This window comes from Burkholderia sp. SJZ089 (genome assembly GCF_007828315.1).
Classification (GTDB): Bacteria; Pseudomonadota; Gammaproteobacteria; order Burkholderiales; family Burkholderiaceae; genus Burkholderia; species Burkholderia gladioli.
The window spans coordinates 341,192-360,027 of sequence record NZ_VIUM01000007.1 but is presented as its reverse complement, the minus strand read 5'-3'; the positions used below and the strand labels follow the sequence as shown (position 1 = coordinate 360,027).

The following is an 18,836-nucleotide window of genomic DNA, read 5'->3' as shown; positions in this document are numbered from 1 at the left end:
ATGACGCCAATCCAGTCCAAGCAGTCCCACGAAAGGCCGCTGCTGAGCATCGAGGATTTTTCCGCCAGCTTCGGCGGCCGCGCCGCGGTGCAGAAGCTGTCCCTGTCGATCGCGCGCGGCGAACGCGTCGCGCTGGTCGGCGAATCGGGCTCGGGCAAGAGCGTGACCGCGCTGTCGATCCTGCGCCTGGTGCGCGACGCCGAGCTGTCGGGCCGCATGCTGTTCGACGGCGAGGACCTGCTGGCCAAGAGCGAGCAGCAGATGCGCGGGATCCGCGGCGCCGACATCGCGATGGTGTTCCAGGAGCCGATGACGGCGCTCAACCCGCTCTACACGGTCGGCAAGCAGATCGCCGAGAGCTTGCGGCTGCACGAGGGCTTGCGGCCCGGCGCGGCGCGCGAGCGCGGCATCGAACTGCTGCGCCGCACCGGGATTCCCGAGCCGGAACGGCGCATCGACAGCTTCCCGCACCAGCTTTCAGGCGGCCAGCGCCAGCGCGCCATGATCGCCATGGCGCTGGCTTGCCGGCCGCGCCTGCTGCTGGCCGACGAGCCCACCACCGCGCTCGACGTGACGGTGCGCCAGCAGATCGTCGACCTGCTGATCGAGCTGCAGGAGCAGGAGGCGGCCACGCGCGGCATGGCGGTGCTGTTGATCACCCACGACCTGAACCTGGTGCGCCGCTTCGCGCAGCGCGTGGCGGTGATGGAGAAGGGCGTGCTGGTCGAGACCAACGAGACCGCCGCGCTGTTCGCCAACCCGCAACACCCCTATACGCAGCGGCTGCTCGACAGCGAGCCGGTGCGCGAGGTCGAGCCGGTGCCGGCCGACGCGCGGCCGATCCTCGAGGTGCGCGACGTGGCGGTCGACTACCGCACCGCCGCCAAGGGGCTGCGCTCGCTGTTCGGCAAGACTCGCTTTCGCGCCGTGCACGAGGTGGCGCTGACGCTGCGCCGCGGCGAGACGATCGGCATCGTCGGCGAATCGGGCTCCGGCAAGTCGACCCTGGCGGCCACCGTGCTCGGCCTGCAGCAGCCGGCGGCCGGCGCCATCGAGATCGACGGGCTGCCGCTCGCCGAGGTGCGCGGCTCGCGCGGCAAGCGCGAACTCTACGGCCGCATGCAAGTGGTATTCCAGGACCCGTTCGGCTCGCTGTCGCCGCGCATGACGGTCGAGCAGATCGTCGGCGAGGGGCTGGCCCTGCACCGGCCGGACATGACGGCGAGCGCAAGGCGTGGCAGAATTGCCGCGCTGCTCGACGAGGTCGGCCTGCCGGCCGAGGCGATGCTACGGTATCCGCACGAATTCTCCGGCGGGCAGCGGCAGCGGATCGCGATCGCCCGTGCCCTGGCGGTCGAGCCCGAGTTGCTGGTGCTCGACGAGCCGACCAGCGCGCTCGACGTGTCGATCCAGAAGCAGGTACTGAAGCTGTTGACGAATCTGCAGAAGAAGTACCGGTTGAGCTATCTGTTCATCACCCACGACCTGGCCGTGATGCGCGCGATGGCGCACCGGGTGATCGTGATGAAGGCGGGACGCGTGGTGGAATCGGGCGATGCGCTCGATGTGCTGAACGCGCCGTCGCACGCTTATACACAAGCGCTGCTCGCGTCGTCGATGCTCTCGACGGCCGCGGCGGCCGAAGAGAGAGCCAATGATTGACGAACGCTGGGCCGAGGCCGCCCGCGGCCTGCGCGGCGATGCCGATTTCTGGTCGCTGCGCATCGTCGACGAGCGGACCGACGAGCATGAGGTCCGCAACGACGTCGCCCAACCGCTCAAGCGCACGCTGGATCGCGGTGCGATGCTGACCGCCTGGTGCGGCGCCGGTGCCGGCTACGCGGCCACGCCGGACCTGTCGCCGACGGGCCTGCAGGCCGCGCTCGACGCCGCCATCGCACGCGCGAAGGCCGCCGCGCGCTGGTCCCTGATCGATCATCGCGAAGTGGCGCGGCCGGCCCGCGGCGGCAGCTTCGTCTCGCCCGGCGTGGGCGCGGCGCTGCCCACGCGCGCCGACTGGCTGGCACGGCTCGCCCACGAATGCGCGGCCGCCGCGATCGACCCCCGCATCGTCGAGCGCACCGCCAGCGTGATGCTGATCGAAACCGACCAGCTCTACCTGACCAGCGACGGCATCCGTATCGACCAGCGTTTCGCCTTCGTCACTCCCGAACTGACCGCGGTCGCGCATGCCGACGGCGAGACCGAGACGCGTTCGCTCGGCGGCGGCCGCGGGATGCTCTCGCAGGGTGGCCTGGCGGTGTTCGAGGCCAGCGGCTTCGCCGGCGCCGGCGCGCGCGTGGCCGACGAGGCGCTGCAACTGCTGGCCGCGCCGAACTGCCCGTCCGGGCCGCGCGACCTGCTGCTGATGCCCGACCAGATGATGCTGCAGATCCACGAATCGATCGGCCATCCGCTCGAGCTCGACCGGATCCTCGGCGACGAGCGCAATTTCGCGGGCTGGAGCTTCGTCAAGCCCGAGATGTTCGGCAGCTACCAATACGGCTCGGCCCTGCTCAACGTCAGCTTCGACCCGGAACTGCCCGGCGAGGCCGCCTCCTACGCCTACGACGACGACGGCACGCCCGCCGCCAAGGCCTACCTGATCCGCCAGGGCATCCTCGAGCGCCCGCTGGGCGGCGCGCTCTCGGCGCAGCGCGCCGGGCTGCCCGGCGTCGCCAACAGCCGCGCCTCGAACTGGAACCGCGCGCCGATCGACCGGATGGCGAACCTCAACATCGAGCCCGGCGACGCCTCGCTCGAGCAACTGATCGCCGGCACCGAGCGCGGCATCCTGATGCGCACCAATACCTCCTGGTCGATCGACGATCATCGCAACAAATTCCAGTTCGGCTGCGAGTTCGGCCAACTGATCGAGAACGGCAAGCTCACCCAGGTGGTGCGCAAGCCGAACTATCGTGGGATCTCGGCGAACTTCTGGCGCAGCCTGCGCGCCGTGGGCGACGCCAGCACCTTCCGCGTGCACGGCACGCCGTATTGCGGCAAGGGCGAGCCGGCCCAGGTGATCCGTGTCGGCCACGCCTCGCCGGCTTGCGTGTTCGCCGACGTCGACGTGTTCGGAGGCGCGTGATGACCGGGTTCGCCACCGCTTCCACGTCCGCCACCATCGACTGGCGGACGCATTTCGACCGGCTCGCCGACGAGGCCGACGCGCTGCGCGCGCCCGGCGAGACCATCCTGCTGTGGTTCGCCGCCGAGCATTCCGATTTCGTGCGCTTCAACACGGGCCGCATCCGCCAGACCGGCCGCGTGCTGCAGGGCAAGCTGAGCCTGCGGCTGGTGCAGGGCGCTCGCCAGGCTTCGGTCGAGCAGACCGCCAGCGGCGACTGGGCGAGCGACCGCGCCGCGCTGGCCGACTCGCTGGTCGCGCTGCGCGAGGCCCTGCGCGATGCGCCCGACGATCCGCACCTGCTGTTCGATACCAGCAGCTGGACGCGTACCACGCGACGCAGCGGCCGCGTGCCCGACGCCGACGCGCTGGCCGCGCGCGTGGCCGAGGCCGCACGGGGGCTCGACTTCGTCGGCGCCCATGCCGGCGGCACGATCGCGCGTGGTTTCGCCTCGTCGACGGGCAGCCGCGGCTGGCACGAGGTCGAGAACTTCAATTTCAGCTGGTCGCTGTATGACAAGAGCGGGCGCGCCATCAAGTCGGTCTATGCCGGCGACGACTGGCGCGACGAGGTGTTCGCCGCCAAGGTCGAGGAAGCGGCCGCGCGCCTGCCGGTGATCGCGCGTACGCCGAAGACGCTGGCGCCGGGACGCTATCGCACCTGGTTCGAGCCCTCGGCCGTCAGCGAAATGGTCGAGCTGGCCGCTGGCTGGGCAGGCTTCTCGGCCCGCGCGCAACGCAGCGCGCGCGGTGCGCTGCAGCGGCTCTACGAGGGCGAGGTCGCGCTCGACCCGCGCGTCTCGATCACCGAGGACTTCTCGCTCGGCCTGGCGCCGGCCTTCAGCGCCGACGGCTACCTTCGCGAGAGCGTGCCGCTGGTGGCGGCCGGGCGCGGCGTCGGCCAACTGGTCGACGCGCGGACCGCTCGCGAATACGGGTTGGTGCCGAACGGCGCCTCGTCCTCCGAGGTGCCCGAGTCGCTGTCGATCGCCGGCGGCGACCTGGCCGATGCCGAGGTGCTCGCCGCGCTCGGCACCGGCCTGTATGTCGGCAACCTCTGGTATCTCAACTTCTCGGATCGCAGCCACTGCCGGATGACCGGCATGACGCGCTTCGCCACCTTCTGGGTGGAGGATGGCGAGATCGTCGCGCCGGTCGAGGCGATGCGCTTCGACGACAGCTTCTACAGCCTGTTCGGCAGCGAGCTGGAGCGCCTCGGCGCCCAGCCGCAGACGCTGCTCAACAACAGCACCTGGGGCGAACGCGCCACCGGCGGCCTCAGCGTGCCGGGCATGCTGGTGCGCAGCTTCGCGCTGACGTTGTGACGCTCGCCGCGATCGAGCACGCCATGACGACCGTGCGCGCCCTGCAAGCCGAGGATGCCGAGGCGCTGCACGCGCTGCTGTCGCGGCCGGGCGTGGCCACCTGGCGCCTGGAAGCGCCGCATCGCACGCTGGAATGGCGGCGCGACTGGCTCGGCAAGCTGGTGGCGCAGCGGCATGGTTTCGGCGCCTGGGCCGACGGCGCGCTGGTCGGCTTCGGCGAACTGGCACCGCAGCGGCTGCGCCGCAATCACGTGGGCATCCTCGACCTTTCGGTGCACGACGCGCTGCCAGGCGACGCGGTCGGCCGCGCGCTGGTCGAGGCGATGCTGAACTTCGCCGATCGCTGGCTCGGCCTGCGGCGGCTCGAGATCGACCTGCATGCCGATCACGCCGCCGCGCTCGCGCTGCGCGGCCATTACGGCTTCGAGACCGAAGGCTTCCGGCGCGGCGCCGCCTTGCGCGAGGGCATGCTGGTCGACCTGCGGATGATGGCGCGGCTGGTGGATGCCTTGCCGGTGGCCGCGCCCTTCAATCCGGCGGAGCAGCCATGAGCGGGTCGAACCTCGTCAAGCCGGCCGCCGCGCCGGCAAGTCCCGCCGAGGCCGTGATCCTGCGCCCCTACGAACCGGCCGACGCGGCCGCGGTCGCGACGATCCACCAGCAGCCGGTCTCGCTGCGCTACACGCTCGCCATGCCTTGCCGGCCGGCCGAGGTGGTCAGCAACTGGCACGCGCCGCTGGTGAGCGGCGCCGGCCAGGGTTTCGCGCTGTGCGCGGTGATCGACGGCAAGGTGGTCGGCCATCTCGCGCTGTTCGTGCATCCGCCGCCGCGCTCGCACGGCGCCAGCTTCGGCATCGCCGTGCACGACGCCTACGCGGGCCGCGGCATCGGCGCCCGGCTGATGCAGGCGATGCTCGACACCGCCGATCGCGAACTCGGCCTGCGCCGCATCGAGCTGAACGTGTTCGCCGACAACACGCGCGCGATCGCGCTCTACGAGCGTTTCGGCTTCGTCACCGAGGCGTTCTCGCGCGCCCACGCGATCCGCGACGGCGAGCTGGCCGACGGGCTGCTGATGGCGCGCCTGGTGGCGGCACCGGCGCTCGCGCCGCCGGGCGGCTGAGGGGAGGTCGATGCCGTCGTTCTTCATCGATCGTCCCGTGTTCGCCTGGATCGTCGCGCTGGCGATCGTGGTGGCCGGGCTGCTGGCGATCCCGCAGCTGCCGGTCGCGCAGTACCCGCGCCTGGCGCCGCCGCGCGTGGTGGTATCGGCCATCTATCCCGGCGCGGCGCCGGAAACCGTCGACGAGGACGTGGCCAGCGTCATCGAGGAGAGCCTCGACGGCATCGACAATCTCCAGTTCTACGAAACCAACAGCGACAACCACGGCAACCTCGAGATCGACGTCACCTTCGCGCCGGGCACCAATCCCGACATCGCCGTGGTCGACGTGCAGAACCGCCTCAAGCAGGTCGAGCCGCGTCTGCCGCAGCAGGTGGTGCAGCAGGGCATCAGCGTGTTCAAGTCGGCCAACACCTTCCTGATGCTGGTCACGCTGGCCTCGAAGGATGGCCAGCAGGATTCCACCTCGCTGGGCGACTTCCTCACCCGCAACCTGCTGCGCGAGATCAAGCGCGTGCCCGGCGTCGGATCGGCCCAGCTGTGGGACGCGGACGTGGCGCTGCGGATCTGGCTCGACCCCGACAAGCTGCGTGAGTTCGGGCTCGGCGCCGACGACGTGATCAGCGCGGTGGGCGCACAGAACGTGGCGGTGACGGCCGGCGCGATCGGCGATGCGCCCTTCGAGCCCGGCCAGCAGATGACTGCCTCGGTGATCGTGAAGGGGCAACTGGCCTCGCCGGCCGAGTTCGGCAGGATCGTGCTGAAGGCCAAGCCCGACGGCTCGGCGGTGCGCCTGGCCGATGTCGCGCGCATCGAGATCGGCCGCGACGACTATTCCTACTGGTCGCGCCTGAACGGCAAGCCGGCCGCGGCGGTCGGCGTGCAGCTCGGGCCGCGCGGCAATGCGTTGGACACTTCGAACGCGATTCGCGAGCGGATCGGCGAGCTGTCGCGGCGCCTGCCGGTCGGCGCGCAGATCCGCGTGCCCTTCGACGGCGCCCACTTCGTGCGGATCGCCATCGACGAGGTGGTGCTGACCCTCGCCGAGGCGGTGGTGCTGGTGTTCTTGGTGATGTGGGTGTTCCTGCGCGGGCTGCGCTACACGCTGGTGCCCACCGTGGTGATCCCGGTCACGCTGATGGGCGCCTTCGTGGCGATGTGGATCTTCGGCCTGTCGATCAACGTGTTCACCATGTTCGGCCTGGTGCTGGCGATCGGCATCCTGGTCGACGACGCGATCGTGGTGGTGGAGAGCGTGCACCGCATCATGGAGGACGAGGGGCTGTCGCCGCGCGAGGCCACGCGCCGCGCCATGAAGCGCATCAGCGGCGCGATCGTCGGCGTGACCGCGGTGCTGACCGCCGTGTTCGTGCCGATGGCCTTCTTTCCCGGCGGCGTGGGCGGCATCTACCGGCAGTTCTCGATCGCGATGATCGCCTCGATGGGCGTGTCCTCCTTCGTCGCGCTGTCGCTCACGCCGGCGCTCTGCGCGAGCCTGCTCAAGCCGATCGGGCCGGGGCAGGGCGCCGCCGCCGCCGCGCGTGCGCGGCGCGTGCCGGCGCTCGCCACGCGCGCCGCCGACGCGTTCGCGCGCCTGTTCGACCGGCTCGGCGAGCGCTATCGCCGGGTGGTGGCCTTCACCATCGACCGGCCGCGCCCGATGCTGCTGCTGTACGCGGCGCTGGTGGCGCTGTGCGCGCTGATGGCCTGGGCCATCCCGGGCGGCTTCCTGCCTGCCGAGGATCGCGGGCAATTGCAGGTGATGATCCAGCTGCCTGCCGGTGCCACCCAGTCGCGCACGCTGGCCGTGGTCGAGCGCGTCGAGGCGGTGCTGGCGCGCGAGCACGCGGTGGCCAACGTGACCAGCGTGATCGGCTGGAGCTTCACCGGCAGCGGCCAGAACATCGCGATGGGCTTCGTCGAGCTGGCCGACTGGGCGCATCGCGATGTCGACGCGATGGCCTTGCGCGACCGCCTCAACGGCGAGTTCTCGAAGATCATCGAGGCCGACATCGACGTCTCGCTGCCGCCCTCGGTGCCGGGCCTGGGCCATGGCGACGGCTTCACCTTCCGGCTCGAGGATCGCGGCGGCGTGGGGCTCGACGCGCTGAAGGCGGCGCGCACGCAACTGATTGAGGCGGCGCGCGCCGATCCGCGGCTCGCCTCGATCCGCACCGAGGACCAGCCCGACGGCCCGCGCGTCGAGCTCGATATCGACCGCGCCAAGGCCTACGCGCTGGGGGTGCCCTTCGAGCGGCTGTCCAGCCTGCTGGGCGGTACCTTCGGCTCGAACTACGTCAACGACTTCCCGGCCAATGGCCGGATGCGCCGCGTGATCGTCGAGGCCGACTCGAGCGCGCGGATGTCCGACGATGCGCTGATGTCGCTGATGGTGCCCAATACGACGGGCCAGATGGTGCCGCTCTCGGCGATCGCCTCGCGGCGCTGGAGCCTGGGCCCGGTCTCGCTGTCGCGCTTCAACGGGTATCCCTCGCTCGACGTGAGCGGGCGTTCGGCGCCGGGCGTGAGCTCGGGCGCGGCAATGGCCGAGATGGAGCGGCTGGCCGCGGCGCTGCCGAGCGGGATCGGCTACGACTGGGTGGACGCGGCGCGCGAGGAGCGCATCGCCGCGCGGCAGACGCCGCTCTTGATCGGCCTGTCGGTGCTGGCCGTGTTCATGGTGCTGGCCGCGCTCTACGAGAGCTGGACCGTGCCGTTCGCGGTGCTGACCATCCTGCCGCTGGGGGCGGCCGGCGCGCTGGCCGCGGCGCTCGCGCGCGGGCTGCCCAACGACGTCTATTTCAAGGTCGGGCTGATCACCGTGATCGGGCTGGCCGCCAAGAACGCGATCCTGATCGTGCAGTTCGCGCGCGATGCCTACCGGCGCGGCGCCAGCCTGCGCGAGGCGGTGCTCGACGCGGCAGCGCTGCGCTTCCGGCCGATCGTGATGACCTCGATGGCCTTCCTGCTTGGCGTGGTGCCGCTGGTGATCGCCACCGGCGCGGGCGCCGAGAGCCGCCGCTCGATCGGCACCGGCGCGTTCGGCGGGGTGCTGGCGGCGACGCTGTTCGGGCTGATGTTCGCGCCGCTCGCGTACCGGCTGGTGGCCGTGCTCGGCAGCGAGCGGCGGCGCGCGGGCGGAGCGGCCGAGGGCGCCGCGGATGGGGAGGAGCGCGTCTCCGGCGATGCCGCCGAGCGGCGCGGGAATAGTGAAGCGGCGCCGTCGCCGGGCAGCCAGGCCGGCGAGGCGCCGCGCGACGGCCGCGATCTGCCGCCGCCCGGCGCCCAGCCTTACGGGCCGACGCGCTAGCGGGCTCGGGTGCGGCCCGCTCGGGCCTCTCCCGCCGGTCCGGCGCGCCGGCTTTGATACGATGCACGCTTTCGCCTCTTCGGATGTCCCGCGTGAGCCGTCGTTTCCTGTCCAGCCTGCTTTCCCGTCTCGCCGCCTGGCGGGCCGCCGCCCGGCCCGTGCTGGCCTCGGCCCTGGCCCGCGCGCGGCCGCCCGTCTCGCGCGCGCTGGCCCTGCTCTGGCACCACCTGCGGCATCCCACGCGCCGCGGCGTGCTGATCGCCGTGGCGGCCGTCCCGGTGCTGTTCCTGCTCTACGTGCTGGTGCTGATCCCGTTCACGCCCAGCATCGGCGACATCCGCAAGGCCCGCGTCGACGCGCCGGCCCAGGTGATGTCCTCGGACGGCAAGCTGCTGGCCGAATTCAAGCCCTCGAACCGCGAGTGGGTGGCGCTGGCCGATATCTCGCCGCACATGGTGGACGCGCTGATCGCCACCGAGGACCATCGCTTCTACGAGCATCACGGGCTCGACTGGCGGCGCACCGCCGGCGCTGCGCTGCACACCTTCTCGGGCGACCGCCAGGGCGGCTCGACCATCACCCAGCAGCTTGCCCGCAACCTCTATCCGGACCAGATCGGCCGCGCACCCACGCTCACGCGCAAGCTCAAGGAGGCGATCACCGCGCTGAAGATCGAGGCCGTCTACAGCAAGCCGCAGATCCTCGAGACCTACCTGAACACGGTGCCCTTCCTCTACAACGCCTATGGCGTGGAGATGGCCGCGCGCACCTATTTCGACAAGTCGGCCGACCAGCTCGACGTGCTCGACAGCGCCACCCTGGTGGGCATGCTCAAGGGCAACAGCTACTACAACCCGGTGATCAATCCCGAGCGTGCGCTGCAGCGGCGCAACACGGTGCTCGGACAGATGGTCAAGTACGGCAAGCTGACGCCGGCGCAGTTCGCGGTGCTGCAGAAGAAGCCCCTGCGCATCGATTTCGAGCGGCAGAAGGAGCCGCCTGGCCCGGCGCCGCATTTCGCGCAGCAGTTGCGCAAATGGCTGATCGGCTGGGCCGACCGCAACGACTACAACATCTACTCGGATGGCTTGATCGTCAGGACCACGATCGATTCGCGCATGCAGTCGATGGCCACCGCGGCGCTCAAGCTGCAGGCCAACCAGTTGCAGGGCATCGCCAACGGCGCCTGGAATTCGGGCAGCGGCTGCGCGTTCGGCAGCCCGCTGTTCCAGACCTTCATCCGCGAGACGCCCGAGTACAAGGCCGCGCGCGACGGCGGCGCCGACGATGCCGCCGCGCTGAAGGCGTTCGGCAAGCAGCGCGAGTTCCTGCGCGATCTCTGCAAGGCCAAGGCCGACGTGCAGGCCGGCTTCATGGCGATCGATCCGCGCGACGGCGCGATCCGCGCCTGGGTCGGCAGCCGTGATTTCAGCACCGAGCCCTTCGACCATGTGCAGCAGGCTCGCCGGCAGCCGGGTTCGACCTTCAAGGCCTTCGTCTACGGCGCCGCTTTCGCCGACGGCGCCAAGCCCACCGATACCTTCATCGACCAGCCGGTCGAGATCCCGCTCAAGGGTGGCGAGATCTGGCGCCCCGACGACGCCGAGCCGCCTACCGGCAAGCCGATGACGCTGGCCGACGCGCTGGCCTATTCGCGCAACCGCATCACCGCGCAGCTGATGCAGCAGGTCGGGCCGGTCAAGGTGGCGCGGCTCGCGCGCGAGATGGGCGTGCGCGACAGCACGCTGGAGGCGGTGCCCTCGCTGGCGCTGGGCACCAGCCCCGTCACGCTCAAGGAGATGGTGTCGGCCTACGCGACCATCGCCAACCTCGGCAGCTATGTGGAGCCGCGCATGGTGACCCGCATCGAGGATCGCGACGGCAACGTGCTGGCCGAGTTCATGCCGGCGCCGCCGGAACGCACGCTGTCCACCTCGGCCTCGCGCACGCTGGTGGAGGCGCTGCGCGGCGTGATCAATCGCGGCACCGGCTCGGCGATCCGCTCGCGCTTCGGGATCCGCGCCGACGTGGCCGGCAAGACCGGCACCACCCAGGGCAATACCGACGGCTGGTTCATCCTGATGCAGCCGCAACTGGTGGCGGGCGCCTGGGTCGGCTTCGACGACGGCCGCGTCACGCTCGGCGATACCTGGGGGCAGGGCGCGCGCAGCGCCTTGCCGATGGTCGGCGATTTCTACCAGCGCGTGTTCCGCGCGAAGCTGATCGACGCGCGGGTGAAATTCGATACCGAGGCGCCGCCGGGTTTCTTCGATACCTTGCGCGGCAAGCTCGACGATTGGATCGCCTATCTGTTCCCGTCCAAGCCGGAGAAGCCGGCCGTGCCGCAGAAGCCGCGCACGCCGGCACCGGCGCTGGCGCCGAGCGAGGCGGAACAGGCGGCCAGCGCCGCGAGCGCCGCCTCGGCCGCCGCCGCGGCCGAGGCGGCTTCGGATCCGCTCGGCGCGTTCCTGAAGGGCGGCGGCGTGGTGGGCGGCCATGCCGCGTCGGGCGTGGATACCTTCAGCGCCTCGGCGCCGCCGTTGCTGCCTTCGGCGCCGGCCGGCGGCGGTAATCACGGCAGTGGCAATGGCGGCGCGAGCGGCGGCGGGCAGGACAACGGCCTGCCGAGCGAGCCGCCGGCCGAATCGCCGACGCCCACGCCGGATACGCCGTCGACTGGCAACGGAAACGGGCAATAAGCGAATGCCGCGAATGGCTTCCCCGTCACGATGAACCGACGGCCTGGTCGCGGCCTGACTGGCTTTGGAAAAGCGATCAGAGAGTCCGGGCCCTAATCAATCAGACGTATCCAAATTTCATGATTTGAGTCGTTTGGGTCAACAACTTGGTAGTTGTTGACAGCTATCTTTCATTGCTTCGATAAGCTCGCGTCCCATAACTAACGAAATGGACGCAGGCCACGTCGAAGAGAATGAACAAGAATGCGCATCGCCTGGTGTATTCCAGGCTTCGGGGTATGGTGATGGCCGTCGCCGAGACGACCACGGCCGAGGGCAAATCCGCAAGCGGCGAGGCGCGGCGGGTCAAGCGATCGTCAGGCATGCGTGCTGCCGCGGTACTGGCCACTTCGGCGGTGGCCGGTGCTCTGTCGACGGCGGTCCAGGCGCAAATCGTTGGGGCGGGGCCGAGCGCGCCGGTGGTGATTCAGACGCCGAACGGGCTGCCGCAAGTCAATATCAACAAGCCAGGCGGCAGCGGTGTGTCGGTCAACACCTACAATCAGTTCGACGTGCAGAAGGCCGGCGCGATCCTCAACAACTCGGCCACGATGGTCCAGACCCAGCTTGGCGGATGGATCAACGGCAACCCGAACTTCGGGCCGAACGATGTGGCGCGCATCATCGTCAACCAGGTCAACAGCCCGAACCCCTCCCAGATCCGCGGTGCGCTGGAGATCGCAGGCGCCCGCGCGGAGCTTGTGCTGGCGAATCCCTCGGGTATCTATCTCGATGGCGCGGGCTTCATCAATACCAGCCGCGCGACCCTGACGGCGGATTGCAGGTAGCGCCACCGGTCGCGCTCAGCGCGTCGGGCGATGCCAATTCGACCACGAAGAGCGGTATCAGCGGTGGGGCCATTACGATCGCCGATGGTGCGAAACAGCAGCAATTGACGGGGCAGACGGCTGCTGAAGCGGTCTCAAGCATCAATCGCGATACGTCAAATACCGGGAGTGCACTTGCGCTGATCTTCGACAAGGACAAGATTCAGGCCGGCTTCGACATTACGAGCCAGTTCATCAATCAGACCGGGACATTCATCGCGAATCGCGCGGCCGAAGCGGACGCTGCGAAAGCCGCGGCGAACAACTCGAATCTGACGCCGGAACAGCGCGCAGCGGCCCAGCAGCGCGCCGACGAGCTGAGCGCGAACTGGGGACCCAACGGCACGTATCGTCAGGTGCTGACGGCCCTGTCGGTTGCCGCGGGCGGCAATGTGACGGGTGGCCTCGGCCAATTCGCGCAGAACGCCACAGTGGCCTACCTGCAAGAGCTGGGCACGAACCAGGTGAAGCAGATTGCCGACAACCTCGGCAGCGAAGAAGCGCGTGCGGCACTTCACGCGATTGTTGGATGTGCGGGGGCTGCTGCCAGCAGCCAGAGCTGCGGTGCGGGCGCGATGGGCGCGGCGACCAGCTCCGTGCTCGGCAGTCTGCTTGCGCCGTCGGCGAACTTGTCCGCATCCGAACGCGAAGCGCGCGACAATATGGTGGCCAGCTTGGTTGCCGGCGTCGCGGCGGTGTCGGGCCAGAATGTGGCAACGGCGACCGGTGCGGGCAAAATCGAGGCGGAGAACAATCAGGTCTCGCCGATGGCGCCGGCGCCGGGCTGGCTCGCTGGATTCAAGCTACCGGGGTACAAGGGCGAGCAGTCTGGTAAGGGCGACGGGGTGATCGCTGATCCCGCCACGGCGCTTGATTCAACGATCAAACCGACCGGATCGTTGATCTATCCGATGCCGAACGCGAAAACGGTGGGCGACTGGATTACGGCGATCATTCCGGATCAGGCGAAGGGGTTGGTAGACTACATCACGACGGCGGTCAAGGGTGGGGATACGCCAGTAATTGACGATGGCAAGCAGGGCAAGCATCAGCCGGATCACAATAATTTCATTCCGGGCCGAAGCGAATTGTCATACCCTGATCCTCAAAAGCTTGTGGACGACTATGCAGGAACTGGGCAGCCCGCAAATAATGTCGCGCCTGGCCAGCCAGGCTATCGAGAGCGCGTGAACTTCGGGAAAGTTATTGGAAACTACGTTGATCCGGTTACAGGCGAAAAGCTGCCTACAACGAACGGTATTATTCACTACAGTAAGGACGGGGTTCATATTGTTCCCGGGAGGGCCCAATGATTAACGAGTTTCGAATTCGACTGTTGCTGGCACTGCAATCAGCTCTACTCGGATACGTCAGCGCAAATATTCGAGCCGTGAGCTGTGCCGCTGAAGGTGAAAATATAACGGTCCAAGTGGTGTTTGATGGACCGATAGCCGATAGCGATCGGGATGCGATGGATGAGGTTGGATCTGAGTTGGCATCGCACTTTGAGCATGGATTGGTCGATATGCAATGTATTCGGATCGATGTGCCGCAGCCGTTTCGCGATAGTTCGTTAGAACTACATGTCTATCAGCGGAAGGAGTGATTCATAGTCGAGAACGATCGGCTTGCGCCGCAAAAAATGCACCGATTCCTCCTGGATAAAGTCGCCGAGTAATGAAGCCAAACGTGCGGCCGGTATTCCTGTGAGTCAACAACCAAGCTCTGTCTATCCGAACACTGACAAGCGAGGTAACCCGCAGCCGGGGTACCAGTACGAATATGCAATCCCGGCCGCCTGGCGGCGGTACACAAACGGTTATCATCCGTGATGATGCGGACGGGCACTACTTCGGCGAAGGCAACACACAAAATCGCGGACCATATTTTAACGATCCGGCAGGGAGTCATTACGACTATTAAGTTGGATGTGCAGTCTAGAAAGGATGCGTTTTCTGGCGGACCACTTGTCATGTTGCGACGGGATGTGTTTTCAAGTGCCATTCATCTGGCAACGGCTGAATGGACCGTGGCGCGCAATTCAGGTGTTGAGCCATTCCGGCAAGTCCTGAATTCGGTGTTTTCCCAGATCACAGCGCGGCTGCCGACCCATGAAATATGGTTGCTTATCGGCGACACGGCTTGGCAACCAGACACGAGAATCGTGCGTTATCGGACGCTAAAAGCGCAAGGCATAGCTTTTGACGCTATCGCTGACCGCCTCGAATACGCAATCGAGGGCGAAGGAAAGTTGAAGTCTTTCGGGGCTGTCCGTCTTGATGAATCGGTCTTGACGATCGTGCCGCTCACGATGCCACCGCGCGCATGCACCTATGTCGTCGCTCAACCGAAAGGCGTCGAGAAGCCATTCGCGCGGCCGTTTGGATGGACCGGACAATGGAATGATGATGCAGATCTTATCGAAATGATCGCGCAGTGTGGCGGCATCGCGTTTCAACGCATTGGATTTTTTGATGATCCCGAGGTTGGTTTGTTAGCGGTCGGAAACCCCGACGCGCTCGCGCGAATTTTGTCTTGATGGATCTGTCGCATCGCCTATTTGCAAGCGGTCCTTGATGTCTATCCGAGCGCACTCAGAGCGAGGGGCATAATTATCTCGACAATGCCGCGATGGAGAGCGTCTTCGGCGCGTTGAAGTTTGAGCTTTTCTACCTGGAGAAATTCAATGGTATAGATAAGCTGAAAGCAGGCATTGATAACTAAATTCGGCACTGCGATTGACCTGCCCGGTGATTTTCGGACCAGTTGAAACTTGAGAGAATGGCTTCCAACGGAGAAAGGAAGTCATGAAGAAGAGCCGGTTCACCGAAGAGCAAATGGTCACGATCCTGCGCGAGGCAGACAAGGCGCCGGTCGCCGAAATGCTGACAGGTGTCGAAGAAGCACGGGATCAGCGAGCAGACGATCTATAACTGGCGTCAGCATTTCGGCGGGATGGACGCCGCTGATGTGAAGCGCCTGAAGCAGCTCGAGCAGGAAAACGCGCGACTGAAGAAGATGCTGGCCGAGCGTGATCTCGAACTTGATGTGATGAAGGAGATCAACGCAAAAAAATGGTGAGCGCCCGCTCGCCGTCAGCAGGTTGCCTACGCGAAAGCGCGTGGTCTGTCGGAGCGGCGAGCGTGCGCGCTGATGTCGGTCGCGAGGTCGGCCCTGAATTACGAGTCGAGGCTGGCTGGGCGTGATGCGCCGGTGCTGGCGGCGATGTGTGTTTTATCGGCACAATATCCGCGCTACGGTTACCGCCGCATCCAGATTTTTCTGGATCGGCAAGGCCATCCGATGAGCGCCGACCGGGCTTGGCGACTGTGGCGGCTCGCGGGCTTGCAAGTGCCTCGCAAACGCCCACGCCGGCGAGTATCAGTGCATCGCCCGCGGCCTCAGCCTGCCACGACGGCCCGGCATGTCTGGGCCTATGACTTTGTGTTCGATGCTGCGCCAACGGCCGGCAGTTGAAGTGTCTGACGGTGATCGACGAATACACGCGCGAATGCCTGGCCATCGATGTGGCGGGGTCGATTCGCTCGGGGCGGGTGATCGAAGTGTTGTCACGGCTGGTCAGCTTGCACGGTGCGCCACGTTACCTGCGTTCGGACAACGGCCCGGAGTTCGTATCGCGGGCCATCCTGAAGTGGGCGGCACAAAACGGCATGGACATGGCGCTCAGCGATCCCGGCAAACCTTGGCAGAACGGCGCGGACGAGAGCTTCAACGGCAAGTTCCGAGATGAATGCCTGAGCCTTGAATGGTTTCGAACGCGCACGGAAGCGAAGGTTGTGATCGAGCAGTGGCGGCGTCACTACAATGCCATCCGGCCGCATTCGAGCCTGGCCTATCTGACGCCCAACGAGTTCAAGCAGCGGTATTGTTCAACTGAAGCAACCGAGGCCGTTCTCCAAGATTGAAATGGCCCGAAGAAATCAGGCAGGTCACAGGCCCCGGTTCGATCCATTCACATGCCAAGTGCACCATCCAAAAAAACGCCGTTCAGCGAAGCGACTGAACGGCATCAAGACATCTATTTTTCACCACCAACCCACCCGCCTCAGCCTTCCCCCTCACCTTCCCCCACCGGCACAGCCATCCGCGCCCTCACGCGCTTGCGGATCTCCGAATCGAGGATCAGCCGCCCGCGCAGCTTGCCCTTCATGCGCTTCACATGCTTGGGCGCCTCGGTCATGTGCTCCACCATCAGCGCGCGCACCTTCTCCACATCACGCGCCCGCGCCGCCTCGGTGATGGCGCGATGGATCGACACGTTGGCCTCGCCGAAACGCTTGTGCTCGGCCAGCGGCGTGTCGTTCCGGAATTCGATCAACTGCCGGATCATTTCGTTGATCAGCTCGCAGGTGAAGCGCAGGAACGGGTTCGGGTTGGCCGACGCGAGGATGTCGTGGAAGGTCATGTCCTCCTGCCGCTGGCGCACCAGGTTGCCGCGATCGTGCGGCCCGGCCGCGCCGTCGCAGCAGGCGATGTTGGCTTCCAGCGCGGCGAAGTCGCGCTCGGTCAGGTGCGGCACCGCGCCGGCCGCCAGCTCCGGCTCCAGCAGCTTGCGCACCGTGTAGATATCGTCGATCGACACGTCCTTGAAGAACAGGTAGTTCTGCAGCAGCTGCAGGGTGCGGTCCAGCGGCACCTCCACCACCATCCCGCCGCCGCCGGGGCCGGTGGTCACCTTGATGAGCCCCTGCACCTCGAGCGACTTCAGCGCCTCGCGCACGGTGCTCTTGCTGACCGAATAGAGCTGCTGCAGCTCGGCTTCGCGCGGCAGCCGATCGCCCGGCTTCAGGTCCTTCTCGGTGATCAGCCGCTTGATTTCCTCGGCGACCAGATCCGCGCGCTTCTGCTGCTTGATCTCGACCGCGACAGCCGCTTTCGCTCGCTCCATGCCCATCTTCCTGACTCCCTTCCTGTTCTGGCGGCGCCTGCCGGCCGCGTTGCGCGCGGTGGCGGTGGCCGGTTCGCGGTAGCGAATTTTGCCTGATTGACAGTGGATTTTGACATACCTAGGATCATGTTCATCCTATTTATCATGATAAATAGGATGAACCGATGGCCGCCCGAGCGAGGCGGCCCGAGCGATCGGCAGCCGGCCGGCTCGCGAGCGTCCATCCCCGAAGGAGCATCGACTTGAATCGCCGTGAACTGTTGAAACTGGCCGCCGCGTCGGCCATGCCGGGTGCGCTCGGCGCCCTTGCCTCCCGTGCCGCGTTCGCCGCCGGCGCGCCGCTCGAGCTGGCCTGCCCGGTGCCGATGTCGGGCCCGTTCGCGGCCAACGGCAAGTACGCCGACCTCGGCATGAAGCTGGCCGTGCAGCAATACGGCCAGGTGCTCGGCTCGCCGCTGTCCTACGTCACGCTCGACACCGAGGGCAAGCCGGCCACGGCGGTGCGCCGGGTGCAGGAAGTCGCGCAGCAGAAGGGCGTGCGCTACTTCGCGGGCGGCATCCTGTCCTCCGAATCGCTGGCGATGGGCAAGGAAGTGGAGAAGGCCGGCGGCGTGTTCATCACCACCGCGGGCGCCGACGAGATCACCGGCAAGGACTGCAACAGCGCCACCTTCCGCTGGTCGGTGCCGACCTTCGGGGCGATCGAGCAGACCGTGCGCCCGCTGATCAAGATGCTGCCGAACGCGAAGCGCTGGTACACCATCACGCCGCAATACGTGTTCGGCGACGGCTTGCTGTCGGCCGCCAAGGCGGTGTTCCAGGAAGCCGGCATCCAGCACGTCGGCAACAGCTATCACTCGCTGGCCGAGAAGGAATTCAGCGGCTACCTGACCAACGCCGTCGCCGCCAAGCCCGACGTGCTGCTGATCCTGAACTTCGGCTCGCAGTCCTCGGACACGCTGCGCCAGGCGGTCAGCTTCGGCATGAAGCGCAACTGCACGGTCCTGATGGCCTGGGCCTCGGGCCTGGAGCAGTTCGAGACGCTCGGCGCGGATCTCTGCGACGGCGTGTATTTCGGCGCGCAGTATTGGCACGGCATCGATTCGCCGCTCAATCGCGATCTCGTCAAACGCGCCAACGCGACCTTCCACGCCAACCCGAACTACAGCCTGGCGGGCTCCTACATCTGCACCAAGATCCTGCTCGACGGCATGCTCAAGGCCGGCAGCACCGATCCGAAGAAGGTGATCGCCACGCTGGAGGGCATGAAGTACGACGGCCTCACCGGCCCCGAGGAAGTGCGCCGCGCCGATCACCAGGTGCTGAAGAACTACTACCTGCTCAAGGGCAAGGCGAAGAACCGCATGAAGAACGCCGACGACTACGCCGACATCGTCAGCTCCGGCCAGTCCTTCCTGGCCGCCGACAAGACCGGCTGCAAGCTCGGCTGACGCCGCCCGCGAGACGATACGAC

General features: G+C 67.1%; 13 protein-coding genes and 3 pseudogenes. 15 read left to right on the top strand and 1 reads right to left on the bottom strand.

The features are described from left to right. The 14 genes and pseudogenes from FB600_RS15975 (at position 1) to FB600_RS15920 (ending at position 16,379) form a co-directional block, all read left to right on the top strand. Positions 1–1,662: an ABC transporter ATP-binding protein gene (locus tag FB600_RS15975; protein WP_096752125.1), complete on the top strand. Its 1,662-nt coding sequence runs from the start codon at positions 1–3 to the stop codon at positions 1,660–1,662. Continuing rightward, positions 1,655–3,091: a TldD/PmbA family protein gene (locus FB600_RS15970; RefSeq protein WP_105820470.1), complete on the top strand. Its 1,437-nt coding sequence runs from the start codon at positions 1,655–1,657 to the stop codon at positions 3,089–3,091. Before FB600_RS15975 ends, FB600_RS15970 begins: the two co-directional genes overlap by 8 nt. Continuing rightward, positions 3,091–4,455, top strand: a complete 1,365-nt coding sequence (locus tag FB600_RS15965; protein WP_145756970.1) for a TldD/PmbA family protein — start codon at positions 3,091–3,093, stop codon at positions 4,453–4,455. The genes FB600_RS15970 and FB600_RS15965 overlap by 1 nt, the downstream gene beginning before the upstream one ends. Before the next feature lie 23 nt (positions 4,456–4,478). After that, positions 4,479–5,006 carry a GNAT family N-acetyltransferase gene (locus FB600_RS15960; RefSeq protein ID WP_261383400.1) on the top strand — a complete coding sequence of 176 codons (528 nt, stop codon included), beginning with the start codon at positions 4,479–4,481 and terminating at the stop codon, positions 5,004–5,006. Continuing rightward, positions 5,003–5,578, top strand: a complete 576-nt coding sequence (locus tag FB600_RS15955; RefSeq protein ID WP_105820469.1) for a GNAT family N-acetyltransferase — start codon at positions 5,003–5,005, stop codon at positions 5,576–5,578. The genes FB600_RS15960 and FB600_RS15955 overlap by 4 nt, the downstream gene beginning before the upstream one ends. Before the next feature lie 10 nt (positions 5,579–5,588). Then, positions 5,589–8,888 (top strand): multidrug efflux RND transporter permease subunit, encoded by a 3,300-nt coding sequence (locus FB600_RS15950; protein WP_145756972.1) that lies wholly within the window; start codon positions 5,589–5,591, stop codon positions 8,886–8,888. A 92-nt stretch (positions 8,889–8,980) separates the two neighbouring features. Then, positions 8,981–11,587, top strand: a complete 2,607-nt coding sequence (locus tag FB600_RS15945; RefSeq protein WP_186467861.1) for a penicillin-binding protein 1A — start codon at positions 8,981–8,983, stop codon at positions 11,585–11,587. Between the two features lie 233 nt (positions 11,588–11,820). Then, a pseudogene (locus tag FB600_RS15940) lies at positions 11,821–12,399 on the top strand (filamentous hemagglutinin N-terminal domain-containing protein); the annotation flags it as partial. Further along, positions 12,396–13,460, top strand: a pseudogene (locus tag FB600_RS37510) (cell surface protein); the annotation flags it as partial. The pseudogenes FB600_RS15940 and FB600_RS37510, both read left to right, overlap by 4 nt. Next, positions 13,440–13,766: a polymorphic toxin type 50 domain-containing protein gene (locus FB600_RS38170; RefSeq protein ID WP_408580166.1), complete on the top strand. Its 327-nt coding sequence runs from the start codon at positions 13,440–13,442 to the stop codon at positions 13,764–13,766. The pseudogene FB600_RS37510 and the gene FB600_RS38170, both read left to right, overlap by 21 nt. Beyond that, the gene (locus FB600_RS15930; RefSeq protein WP_098182320.1) at positions 13,763–14,059 is read left to right on the top strand and encodes a hypothetical protein; all 297 of its coding nucleotides are present in this window, start codon (positions 13,763–13,765) and stop codon (positions 14,057–14,059) included. The genes FB600_RS38170 and FB600_RS15930 overlap by 4 nt, the downstream gene beginning before the upstream one ends. Before the next feature lie 176 nt (positions 14,060–14,235). Further along, a complete protein-coding gene (locus tag FB600_RS38165; RefSeq protein WP_208453032.1) occupies positions 14,236–14,376 on the top strand; it encodes an HNH/endonuclease VII fold putative polymorphic toxin in 141 nt (46 codons plus the stop codon). Between the two features lie 49 nt (positions 14,377–14,425). Further along, positions 14,426–14,992, top strand: a complete 567-nt coding sequence (locus FB600_RS37225; RefSeq protein WP_186029672.1) for a hypothetical protein — start codon at positions 14,426–14,428, stop codon at positions 14,990–14,992. Between the two features lie 268 nt (positions 14,993–15,260). Further along, positions 15,261–16,379: pseudogene (locus FB600_RS15920) on the top strand (IS3 family transposase). A 140-nt stretch (positions 16,380–16,519) separates the two neighbouring features. On the opposite strand, the gene FB600_RS15915 reads toward FB600_RS15920, so the two are convergent. Beyond that, positions 16,520–17,368, bottom strand: a complete 849-nt coding sequence (locus FB600_RS15915; RefSeq protein ID WP_013691687.1) for a FadR/GntR family transcriptional regulator — start codon at positions 17,366–17,368, stop codon at positions 16,520–16,522. A gap of 236 nt (positions 17,369–17,604) precedes the next feature. On the opposite strand from FB600_RS15915, the gene FB600_RS15910 reads away from it, so the two are divergent. Beyond that, complete coding sequence (locus FB600_RS15910; protein WP_145756973.1) at positions 17,605–18,813, top strand: ABC transporter substrate-binding protein; 1,209 nt, start codon at positions 17,605–17,607, stop codon at positions 18,811–18,813. Positions 18,814–18,836: the final 23 nt, after the last annotated feature.